This is a genomic window from Paenibacillus sp. MER TA 81-3 (assembly GCF_023713585.1).
Taxonomy (GTDB): domain Bacteria; phylum Bacillota; class Bacilli; order Paenibacillales; family Paenibacillaceae; genus Paenibacillus_B; species Paenibacillus_B profundus.
In genome coordinates this window covers 282,649-294,036 of record NZ_JAMAWB010000007.1, presented here as the reverse complement: position 1 = coordinate 294,036, position 11,388 = coordinate 282,649, and the positions used below count along the sequence as shown (strand labels likewise).

The window sequence follows — 11,388 nt, the reverse complement described above, 5'->3', positions numbered from 1 at the left end:
TCAGAGAGGGGTAGTAAATTGAACAAAAAGAAATGGTTCGCGGTCGTATTGGCCGGGATGTTGGCACTTACCGCACTGGCAGGCTGCTCTTCGAAGCAAGAGACGCTCAATCTGTATAGCTGGGCGGACAACTTCGATATGGACATGATTAAGCAGTTCGAATCGGAGAATAACGTAAAAGTGAACTATGCCATTTTTGCCAACAACGAGGAACTGCTGGCGAAGCTGAAAGCCGGCGGGGCGAATTATGATTTAATCCAGCCTTCGGATTATATGGTGGCAAGCATGATTAAGCAGGATCTGCTTGAACCGCTTGATTTAAATCAAATTCCGAATTTCCAATACGCAGCGGATCGTTTCAAGAACCCTGAATTTGATCCGGGCAACAAATATTCCATCACGTATACATGGGGCGTTACGGGGATCGCGTATAACAAAAAATACGTGAAAGAAACGCCTGCGAGCTGGTCCGATCTGTGGAAGGACGAATATAAAGGCAAAGTGCTGCTGCTCGATGACAACCGTGAAATTATCGGCATGGCGTTGAAGAAAGCCGGCAAGTCGAATAGCTCGCAAGCAGAGGCGGACATCCATGCGGCGGCTGACGATTTGCGCAAGCTGGTGCCAAGCGTGCTGGCCTTCGACACCGACAACATTAAGCAGAAGATGATTGCGGAAGAGGGTTGGATCGGAACGGTATGGTCTGGGGACGCGGCGGTAATCGCAGCAGAGAACCCGGATGTGGCGTATGTGGTGCCTGAAGAGGGCGGCACGATCTGGTCGGATAACTATGCGATCCCAAAGGGAACGAAAAATAAAGAGCTGGCGCAAAAGTTCATTAATTTCATGCTGGATCCGGAAAACAGCGCCAAGAACTACGAATCGATCGGCTACAGCAACCCGATCGTGAAGGCAAAGGAATTCCATAGCAAGGAATATTTGGATAATCCAATGATCAACCTGTCGGAAGACGAGTTGAAACGGACGGAGTGGCTGATTGATGTGGGCAAGCACCTTCAATTGTACGATCGTCTCTGGACAGAACTGAAGAGCGGCCGATAATAGAGATTCAAGAAGCTTGGTGGCGTAGACCCAAAGTCTGCGTTATCAAGCTTCTTTCTTTTTGTAAGATTTTGGCAATGGGAATTGGGGCATCTTAAGCTTCACCAGCAAAGGAAAAGACAAAATTGTCGCAGATTTCGATAGATTCAGAACATTGATGTTGGTGGGCTACGACTTTTCAGCCATTTGGTGGTAGACGCCAGGCAATATGAAGGTTGACGAGGCTGCCGGAACGATGTTCCGGCCATATGGGGGCCCGATATGCTCGCTATGGGCTCGCCGTCATAAGGAACGACCGCATCAACATAGACAAGATGCTTCAAGCGGTCAGGCAATCGTTCGGCTACCCCTGAAATGACCATTCCGGAGTAGCTATGGCCGACCAGGATGACATCTTGTAAATCTTCGTATTGAATGACCCCGGCTATATCTTGAATAAAAGTGGTCAGTCCTACATCGGGATGCGCCAAATGCGTTCGTTCACCGAGTCCGGTCAGAGTAGGGACATATACCTCATGTCCCGCGTCGCGCAGCAGCGCCGCTGCGTCCTTCTACACATAGCCGCCGTCCCATGCGCCATGCACCAACACAAAGCTTGCCATCGATAAAATCCCCTCTCACAATTTCGATTGTTCGAATATAGTGGAATAATAATACAAAGCTTGTAATTAAGCAACAATTAACATATGCTTGTCGAATGGTGAGAGTCATAATTTGTCGAATTTTATATAAGAATAGGTTTCAGTATGGTATAATATAAAACGCTTACAATAAAAGTCAGCCTTTTTCCTACAACTTGCACGCATTGACATAGAACTATGGGAGGGGACCGGAAGATGCGATGGAATCATTTTAAATCCAAGCTGCTGATAAAGTATATTTTGTCGTACTTATCGATCTTTCTGGTTCCCATAATTATTATGACGGTTATTATCTATGAGAACGCGGTCAATAACTTGCGCTCCGAAATTGAACAATCTGGCATTAGCCACCTGGAACAAGCTAAAATGAACATCGATGGCAGGATGGCGGAATTGAGCGAAATCGCCGCGCGAATAAGCTTCGACAACAAGCTGACACCCTATATGGTACAGCACTTCTATTATAGCGGCGAAGCGATCGAGGCTTTGGATAAGTACAAAGCGAACAGTTCCATCATCAATGAGCTGTTTTTATATTTTCGCGGCGATGACATCATATACTCTTCGAGAGGACTGATGTCCATCGATACGCTCATCGATCACAGCTATTCGTTTATGAATTGGGACAAGGAGACATTCAGCAAGGACTTGAACGCGGTCAACCTCCCGACGCTTCGTCCGTCCGATTCGGTTACGGTGAACAGGAATGCGAAAAACCGAATGCTTGCTTATCTCGTTCCAATACCGCCGAATCAGACTTATTCCCACGGTACGGTCATGTATCTCATTGAAGAGTCAATGCTTACTGGAATTATGAATTCGGTTCTCGGTAACTTCGAAGGAAACGCTTATATTTTTGGTGCGGATGGCCAAGTACTTGCCGCGACAAGCCGTGGGGATGCGATGGTTGAGGCTGACATGGCTAAGCTAGCCTCAATACCCTCCGGCATTCATAGCGCCAATTTCGGTAATGTGGACCACTCCGTCGTAGCCGTCAAATCGGAAGCGAATGGCTGGACCTATGTTACAGCGATGCCATCGGAACAGTTTTTTGGCCGTGTCGTGCATATCCAAACGTTTATTTTCATGATATTTGGCGTCGTCCTTATCTTTGGCTCTATTTTGGCCGTGCAGCTGGCTCGGCGGCAGTACCACCCGATCCGCGATCTGATGGAGTTTGCCAATCTAAAGAAGAATTCAGAGCACGTCTTGCCGAAAGGGAAAACCGAGCTGGAATGGATACGGGAAACGCTGTTGTCCTACCAGAATCAAGTCGATCTGCAAGAGCCGTATGCGCGGAACCAGTGTCTTCTGACACTGCTGAAACGCGGGGCTCCAAGCCGCCAGGAAGCGGAAGACATGCTGCGTATGATCGGCGCCTCCACGCCGGGCAACCGCTTGTTCGTCATTATTATGGCTTGGGATTATAGTGAGGAATTGCCTTTTTCCGTGGACAGTCGGGAGGCGCTGTGGCAGAAGCTTGCCGAACTTCAACTAAGCCATGCGCAAGCGACTGTATATGGGGTGGAATTGTCGCAGCCCGATCAGCTTGCTCTTATTGTCAGCATGACTGCGGATGAGGCTGATAATGAACAAATCTGTGTGGAATCGATCATCGAAGAGATGCAGAGCATGGTCTTGGAGCATACTCAGTTCGTGCCGACGATGGGAATCGGCGGTTGCTATGCCGGTCCCGAACAATTGAACCAATCCTACATCGAGGCTGCGTCTGCGCTCGAATATCGGATTGTGAACGGAAAGGGCAGCGTCACCTTCTTTTCCAACCTGTCTCATGAACAGGATCATGACTTCTGGATTGCGAAGGACTCGCTCATTAAGCTGGCCCAGAGCTTGAAGCAAGGCAACGCCAACGTGGCGGTCGCCACTATTGGCGCCCTGTTCAGCAAGCTGCATAGTCAAGATATGTCGATCGCGCTTCTGCGCTGCATGTGCTTTGATTTGCTTAATACGGTACTGAAGGCCGCATCTGAGCTAGGGCTTGCGGAGATGGCGCAGCGTGTGCCGGATTTGACGAGCTTCGAGACGTTAGAGCAGCTGGAAGCGAAGCTGTGCGAGCTGGCTATCTACATTTGTGGTCAAGTGGAACAGCTGCAAGAGACGGAGCAGCGCTCGCTCACCGATGAAGTCATTGCGTACATTGAGCAGCACTATTCAGATTATGAGCTTAGCCTTGAGCGGCTAGCAGGGGTTTATCGAGTATCAGTCTCCTATTTGAGCCGTTCGATTAAAGAGAAGATCGGTCAGACATTTTCGCAATATGTGTGGCAATTGCGCATGGATGAGGTCGTCCGCCAGCTGAAGAGCGGTGACGAGCCACTCAAGGACATTATTTTGCGTGTCGGTTATTTGGACGTGCCGAACTTTATCCGCAAGTTCAAGAAGGAAACCGGGTATACACCGGGACAATACCGGAAGCTGTACGGGGCAGGCGAAGTCTCTGCCGGCTTGGATGAGGATGGAATTTAGGCAATCGTATGAATATAAAAATATCGACGTATTCTCCTCCTTGTGGTCAAGCTAAGTCATCACATCAACGCTAATCACAGGAGGGGATAATATGTCACATACAGGCTATCGTTCTAAATTATGAATTGAAATTCTCTTTCTGCGGACTTACCGAAAAACCTCTATTTGCTGTTAAAGTCCATGACACTATCCGTCAGAAGACTATTCCCTCGTCACAGGCTCAGCTACCCATCGAGCAGTTATCTTTATCGCTATCCCGCTTTACATTTTTGGGCATATATGGTATGTTTTTTACAACTCCAATAAACACGATAAAAGTAATAATTGAACCCACTTCATTTACTCAACTTAATTCCCCCCTGTTATTGAGCGCATAAGAATATCGAAAATAATATACACATTAACCATGAATGATCCCCTTAGACTTTCTTATCAAAGAACTTCATAAACGTTAGTTAGTCTGAATCGTTTATATCACACAAAGTAACGCATATGTGCTACTTCTCTTTTTCTTGCAGTGCTGAGCGTTCTAGTTCCACATTACAGAAGCACTCCGGACTTTTAAAGCTGAAAGAATACTGGTGGTAGGCGTTAAAGCTCATTTCTCCTTCCTTTTTCAACGTAAATAATACAGGGATTTGGGCTTGGTTTCCATATTTAACAATTAAAAAGGAGGCAAGTACAAATGAGGAGAAATATTATCGAAAAAACGTTAAGTATGTTGTTAGCTGTGCTTGTGATCAGCGGTGTCTTTTTCAGTGTAAATTCTTTTGCAACCGAAAGTAGTGCATTTCCTAGTAAGGAAGAGTTTCTGCAAATGGTAAGAAGTGATTTGAATTATGTAAAATACAAGAATAATTTACTACACGTTGAACCTAAGCTAGTGAATGATCTTCGTGATGAGAACAATAAACCATACGGCTATATTGCTCAATTTGAATTTGAATATGGGTTAGAGGTAAAGAATACAATTCAATTAGCTTCGCTCCTCACCTTTACCTATGATAGTAACAAACAAGAAGTCGAAACTTTCATAATAGACTATAGTAATTCATATTCTGATGGAAAAGTATACCTGAGAGATCATGCTGAAAGTATCCTGCATTCTTACGCAGTCAATGAAAACCTCAAAAAATATTTCTCGGCTATTACTAATGAAGCTCAAGAGTTACAAGAATTAAACAGCGATACTATCTTATCTGATACCTATTGCTGGCAATGTACAAAATATGAGGACAGAGGGGACAACTATGATGGAAAATGTGCAGCGATGGTAGGGACGGCCTGTATATTTGCAGACAAAGTGCCCTACGGAAAACTTATATGCGCCGGGGCAACAATTATAGGTTGTTACGTACCCCCGTATAAAATATGTGTAGAGGGGAGATGGAATAGCAGGTGTCCTGTTGAGGATTGAATATATTTCTGCTTTCACCTTTAAATAAGGGGATGTTTATGAACATTAAAGAATGGGCGCTTTCAATCGTTATACATGCCTTTTTAGGTTATCTATGGGTTCTTTTTGTTGAGCATGTCTTGGGCCTTGCTAATTCAATGGATAATATGATTTTAGGGGGTCTGATCCTATTATTAGGCACCTATTTGTTTTGGTTCACTGTAAATCGAATAACTCCGTTTAACAGCTACAAACTAACTCACCCTACTAAGGTTGCAGGTGTTATCTCTTTTGGATTGGTCGTCATCGTGCTTGTGTTTGTATGTAAAATCATAACCTGAACGATAAATGATAATAAGCAAAAGACAATCGGATTCGTGAAAGCTGCCGCAACGGAAGATACGAATAAATGTTGAATCGTCAGACCGCCAAGGATTATTTTCCGGCGGTCTCTTTGCGCGCTCGGGGGGCCATTGTAATCAGCAAATATGCAAATGTGTTGAATTTGTTGTGTTATCGCTAACATCAATTTTGACCAATTTTACACTAGAAAGCTGCTTGTTTGTAGTGCTCTCCAAATATTGAAAAGCGAGCAACCACGCGGGTTGAGAGCGCTTTTAAAATGACAATGCGGAATCGACATATTTACGGTACAGCAGGCGGATGCCTACAATAATACATGTAAGCGCTAGCAGGAACGAAACGGAAAATCGCAAGCACTGCCAGCGCAGCGACAATTATAGATACGCGAAACTTTGAAAGGAGGGAGTGGACACGATGCAAGGAAACGGACAAAGTGCCCTTTCAATGAACGTGGAACCGACAACTATAATTAAAAAGAAATCAACCTGGAGAAAAATGCTGCAAAACTGGGAGCTGTATTTGTTTATAGCACCTGCGTTTTTTTACTTCCTCATTTTCCACTATGGTCCGATGTACGGGATTCAAATTGCTTTCAAAAACTTTATCCCGGCAAAGGGTATTATGGGGAGCCCTTGGGTAGGATTCGATCACTTCGAACGATTTTTTAACTCCTACTATTTCTGGGATCTGTTGTGGAACACGCTCAGCATCAGCCTGTACGAATTGGCGATTGGCTTCCCGCTTCCCATCATATTGGCATTAGCATTTAACGAAGTGAAGGACGGCTTCTTCAAGAGAACTGTGCAAACGGTAACATACGCGCCACACTTTATTTCCGTGGTCGTTATGGCTGGTATTATCATTACGTTCTTGTCGCCTTCGTCAGGTATTATCATTCACATTCTGACTTTCTTGGGTATAGACGCGCCATCCTTCCTGACGGACCCGGCGTGGTTCAAGACTATGTACGTCCTGTCCGGTGTGTGGCAGAGTACGGGGTGGGGAACCATCATTTACTTGGCTGCTCTGTCCGGTGTCGATCCGCAGCTGCATGAAGCGGCGGTTATGGATGGTGCGAGCCGGTGGCAACGGATTTGGAACATTAATATTCCGACCATTGTACCGACGATTACGATTTTGCTCATTTTGAACATGGGCAGCATTCTGGGTGTTGGCTTCGAGAAAATCTTGCTGCTCCAGAACCCGCTTAACATGGAAGCATCAGACGTTATTTCGACCTTCGTATACCGTTCCGGTCTGATAGATGCTCAATACAGCTTCTCCACCGCTGTAGGCTTGTTCAACTCGGTGGTTAACGCAATCTTGCTCGTCACAGTCAACCAAATTGCGCGTCGTACTAGCGAAACAAGTCTGTGGTAGAAGGAGGGAGTGGCACATGGCTGCTGTCGTGAAAGAAACAAGATCGGACAAAATATTTATTGTATGCAACTATATTTATCTCTTACTGGCATTCGTAATTGTAGCGTATCCGCTGTTGTACATCATCAGTGCATCCATCAGCGATCCTAAGCTGGTCAACTCGGGTGAAATGTGGTTATTGCCGAAAGGAATTACGTTCGACGGCTACTTGAGAGTGTTTGAAAATGCCAAAATATGGTCGGGGTATAAAAATACCATTATCTATACGGTGATCGGCACGACAGTTAACCTGCTCGTGACCTTGCCTGCGGCATATGCGTTGAGCCGTAAAGACTTCATCGGTCGCGGCTTCTTCATGGCAATGTTCATGTTCACGATGTTCTTCGGCGGCGGTCTCGTACCGGGCTACTTGCTGATTAAGAACTTGGGACTCATCAACAGCATGTGGGCGTTAATTTTGCCGGGGGCAGCTTCTGTATGGAACATCATCGTGGCGCGGACCTTCTTCCAGTCCACGATACCGAAGGAATTGCAGGAGGCAGCGCATATCGACGGCTGTACCAACATGAGGCTGTTCATCAAGATCGTATTGCCGCTGTCGGCTCCAATTATCGCCGTTATGGCCTTATTCTATGGCGTCGGTCATTGGAACAGTTACTTCGGAGCTCTCATTTATTTGAACGAAGAGGCAAAATATCCGCTGCAGATGATTTTGCGCCAGATTCTCGTTCTGCAGGAAATGTCTGCGGAGACAACAGGTGCGGCGGTTAACGCATCGGTCGCTGCGGCGCTCAACAACAAGGCAGAGGTGGCTTCACTGGTCAAGTATGCGGTCATCATTGTCTCAACCTTGCCGGTAATCGCTGTCTATCCGTTCCTGCAGCGCTACTTCGTGCAGGGGGTCATGATTGGTTCCGTCAAAGGTTAATAGCTATATCTCCTATGCAATAGGTTGCCGAAAATGATAACCAAAGATTTCTTGTCTTTGATTATTATAAATATGCAAGTCCAAGAGGTATAATGATATTCATAAAAAGGGAGGATCTTGCAATGCAAAAGCTAAAAAAGACGTGGGCAATGCTGTTGTCCATGACCATGATCTTCACACTTCTCGCCGGTTGCGGAAGCGGGTCATCGGACACGCCTGCTGCTGGAGGCAACAAGAGCGGTGAAGAAACCGCAAGCAATGTAAACAAGGAAGGCTTCCCAATCGTAAAAGAACCGATCACATTGACGATGATGGGTCAAGATGCAGGTATTCAAAACTGGAAGGACATGGAGTTCTTTAAAAAGATGGAAGAAATGACGGGCGTCAAGCTTGAATTCCGCAACGCTCCAATCGACAGCTTTGATACAAAGAGAAACCTAGTATTTGCAAGTGGTGACTATCCGGATGTATTCTTCTCAGGACAACTGCAGGCTTCAGACGAAGTAAACTACGGCGGACAGGGCGTCTTGCTTCCATTGGAAGACTTGATTGAGAATTATGCGCCAAACCTTAAGAAAATACTTGACGATAATCCAGATATCCGCAAATCGATTACAACACCTGACGGTCATATCTATTCCTTGCCGAACATTGATTTGGATGCTGGCTGGTATCGCGGTCCAATGTGGTACAACGGCAAGTTCTTGAAAGCGCTCGGCATGGACAAGGTTCCGTCCACAACTGACGAATTGTACACCTACTTGAAACGCGTCAAAGAAGAGGATCCGAATGGAAACGGCAAACAAGATGAAATTCCGCTCACTTCCGTTAAACTGGACGATCTCCGTATGTGGCTGCTGGGTTCCTGGGGGATTTATAACGAAGTCATTTATGCCGATAAGGAAAATAAAGTCCACTATACGCCGATGGAACCAGGATACAAGGAGTATCTGACATTCCTGAACAAGTTGTGGAGCGAAGGATTGCTGGATAAGGAAACATTCTCGCAAACGGACGAACAGAAGAAAGCGAAAGGTAAAAACAACCAAGTCGGCTTGTTCGCTGACTACCATGCTTACTTCACATTGGGCGGAGAACCTAACATGACGGATCCAATGTACGCTCCAGTGAATAGTAACGTTCCGGCAGTAGCTGCGAAGCACCCGGGTCTGGCTAAAGGCGCATTCGCTATCACGAACAAGAACCAAAATCCTGAAGCTACAATTCGTTGGGTTGATTATTTGTACTCCGAAGAAGGTGCTGAACTGCTTAGCAATGGTCCTGAAGGCATCCTCTGGAAGTATGTGAACAAAGACGATCATACGAAGGAATGGTTGCCTGTACCAGGCGGCGGTGATCGTGAAGAATATCGGGCGACATTAACGCCTGACTATGCTACCGTTGTTCCAAAATTGTCGAATGACAATGTGAAGCGCGGTTTCGAGGGCGAATTCGAAGCATGGCTCAAAAAGGAAACGGCAGAAAAAATAGCTCCGATCAGTAAAGTGCCTTTCCCTAGCGTCTACTTGTCTCAGGAAGATCAGCAAGAAGCGTCCAGCTTGCGTTCCGACTTGGATACGTATGTGAAGCAAATGGAAGCGAAATTCGTAACGGGACAAGAACCTCTAAGCAACTGGGATAAATATATTGAAACTTGCAAAAAAATGGGCGGCGAGCGCATCGTTGAAATTTACCAAGCTGCCTATGACCAATGGAACTCCAGTAAGTAATAAAGTCGGGCCGGCAGATTTGCCGGCCTTTTAATTTCAGGCGCGCCCAGAGGCACGCATTATCTTGTTGGTGCAAGTCCAGCCGAAGGAGGGGCCAAGCCACCTTTGTAACTAGGGACCTACGTATGACGAAACCCGTGTGTAGAAGCGTATCGACGAAAGTACTTGTCAGAGACAGGGCGAGCAATATGCCAGGCCGTAACATGAAGTGAATCCTGCCGCGTCGTCAAAAAGGCCTCGCAAGAGGGACGAGAGGAAGCCGAGCCCCGTTTATATGGGCGAAGGCCAAGGAAACTGTATAGGCAGCAGTGAAGAATCCTCCGGCGTACGGGGATCGGCATGGGATAAAAAGATAATGCAGTGAACTGGGGAGACCCACCCCTGCACAGATATTAAAACTGTAAAGAGATACTCTATAAGCACAAAAGTGAAGTGAGTTATCTGCAGGAAGGGAGTCCGAGGGGCTCATATTTGATTATTATAGCAACTTCCATATTATTTTTTGGATAATCAAATTCTTCAAATTCTTCAAATTTTTCTAAAAAATATTGTCCTGTATCTAATATAATTATCTTATTATTCTCTAAAGTGGCTTTCATTTTTTTAAATCCCCCCTCACTGAGGGGAGATTTAATGACTATTACAACGGATTATCATACAACCAATATTCAGTCCCGCCATTATTATCATAACTTGAAGCCGTATATAAAGTATCTCTAAACCAACCTTTATCTAAGTATTCATAATCTCTTTTTATAGCTTTACATGCAGTCTTAAGTTCAGCTTTGTGATACCCTTTAACAGTATATTCAACACTAGGGCTCTAAAATTACCGGTTACTTCCTGATCATTTGTAGATTCCGCTGATGCGCTTAATGCAAACATATTAAACGCTAAAGCTAATGCAATTGAAGATATTTCAATACTTTTTTCATACAGCCATCTCAATATTTTTGAATTAATTACAAGAAAAGTATATACCATGTTTTATATTATATTAAGGAAAATATATAAAAAATGGAGCCGGGTGCTCCTAGTGAATTGAGATAAAATAGCTCTGCGAAATTCTCATGAATCTTTGGTAATCGTAACAAGGAAATAGGGTTTAGTTACGTGTGCATGTGATCCACGTTGCTCCCAGTCCCTTTTCACGCCTTTTTCTGATGTATCGGTGGTTTGCGAGAATAACCGGCACTACGTCGGATTTCGGATCGTTGTCATCGTTTTGTACCTCGTCGCTTGATGCTAAAGTATAACCTGGAAGCAACGATTCGCTAATCCAACTCGTACGTAGAATGTCCACAGCTACTAATGAGCACTACACTTGCCCTAATCTCTTGAAGCACGGTGCGACAAGGCAAATTCTCGCCCACTTTCTGTCCTGAACCCTGGAAATATTGT

At 45.3% G+C, this 11,388-nt stretch carries 8 protein-coding genes and 1 pseudogene; 7 read left to right on the top strand and 2 right to left on the bottom strand.

The window, feature by feature from the left end:
* Positions 1-18: 18 nt before the first annotated feature.
* Positions 19-1,062 (top strand): ABC transporter substrate-binding protein, encoded by a 1,044-nt coding sequence (locus tag M3650_RS12490; protein WP_285848429.1) that lies wholly within the window; start codon positions 19-21, stop codon positions 1,060-1,062.
* Positions 1,063-1,304: 242 nt separating this feature from the next.
* On the opposite strand, the pseudogene M3650_RS12485 reads toward M3650_RS12490, so the two are convergent.
* A pseudogene (locus M3650_RS12485) lies at positions 1,305-1,664 on the bottom strand (alpha/beta fold hydrolase); the annotation flags it as partial.
* A 234-nt stretch (positions 1,665-1,898) separates the two neighbouring features.
* Between M3650_RS12485 and M3650_RS12480 the strand changes: the two are divergent.
* The 6 genes from M3650_RS12480 to M3650_RS12455 all read left to right on the top strand — a co-directional run bounded on the left by M3650_RS12480 (position 1,899) and on the right by M3650_RS12455 (position 9,987).
* A complete protein-coding gene (locus tag M3650_RS12480; protein WP_251575112.1) occupies positions 1,899-4,190 on the top strand; it encodes a helix-turn-helix domain-containing protein in 2,292 nt (763 codons plus the stop codon).
* Positions 4,191-4,875: 685 nt separating this feature from the next.
* On the top strand, positions 4,876-5,607 hold the full coding sequence (locus M3650_RS12475; protein ID WP_251575110.1) for a hypothetical protein: 732 nt from the start codon (positions 4,876-4,878) through the stop codon (positions 5,605-5,607).
* Positions 5,608-5,645: 38 nt separating this feature from the next.
* Entirely contained in the window at positions 5,646-5,927 is a 282-nt protein-coding gene (locus tag M3650_RS12470; RefSeq protein WP_251575109.1) for a hypothetical protein, read from the top strand.
* A 436-nt stretch (positions 5,928-6,363) separates the two neighbouring features.
* Complete coding sequence (locus tag M3650_RS12465; RefSeq protein WP_019421969.1) at positions 6,364-7,329, top strand: ABC transporter permease; 966 nt, start codon at positions 6,364-6,366, stop codon at positions 7,327-7,329.
* Between the two features lie 16 nt (positions 7,330-7,345).
* A complete protein-coding gene (locus tag M3650_RS12460; protein WP_019421970.1) occupies positions 7,346-8,257 on the top strand; it encodes a carbohydrate ABC transporter permease in 912 nt (303 codons plus the stop codon).
* Positions 8,258-8,379: 122 nt separating this feature from the next.
* Positions 8,380-9,987, top strand: coding sequence for an extracellular solute-binding protein (locus tag M3650_RS12455; protein WP_251575107.1), 1,608 nt, complete (start codon positions 8,380-8,382; stop codon positions 9,985-9,987).
* Positions 9,988-10,424: 437 nt separating this feature from the next.
* On the opposite strand, the gene M3650_RS12450 is transcribed toward M3650_RS12455, so the two are convergent.
* The gene (locus M3650_RS12450; protein WP_251575106.1) at positions 10,425-10,586 is read right to left on the bottom strand and encodes a hypothetical protein; all 162 of its coding nucleotides are present in this window, start codon (positions 10,584-10,586) and stop codon (positions 10,425-10,427) included.
* Between the last annotated feature and the right edge of the window lie 802 nt (positions 10,587-11,388).

Bases quoted from the DNA above. Each gene is read 5' to 3' on its own strand.
- M3650_RS12480 (WP_251575112.1), top strand. From the start codon at position 1,899: ATGCGATGGAATCATTTTAAATCCAAGCTGCTGATAAAGTATATTTTG.
- M3650_RS12475 (WP_251575110.1), top strand. From the start codon at position 4,876: ATGAGGAGAAATATTATCGAAAAAACGTTAAGTATGTTGTTAGCTGTG.
- M3650_RS12470 (WP_251575109.1), top strand. From the start codon at position 5,646: ATGAACATTAAAGAATGGGCGCTTTCAATCGTTATACATGCCTTTTTA.
- M3650_RS12465 (WP_019421969.1), top strand. From the start codon at position 6,364: ATGCAAGGAAACGGACAAAGTGCCCTTTCAATGAACGTGGAACCGACA.
- M3650_RS12460 (WP_019421970.1), top strand. From the start codon at position 7,346: ATGGCTGCTGTCGTGAAAGAAACAAGATCGGACAAAATATTTATTGTA.
- M3650_RS12455 (WP_251575107.1), top strand. From the start codon at position 8,380: ATGCAAAAGCTAAAAAAGACGTGGGCAATGCTGTTGTCCATGACCATG.
- M3650_RS12450 (WP_251575106.1), bottom strand. From the start codon at position 10,586: ATGAAAGCCACTTTAGAGAATAATAAGATAATTATATTAGATACAGGA.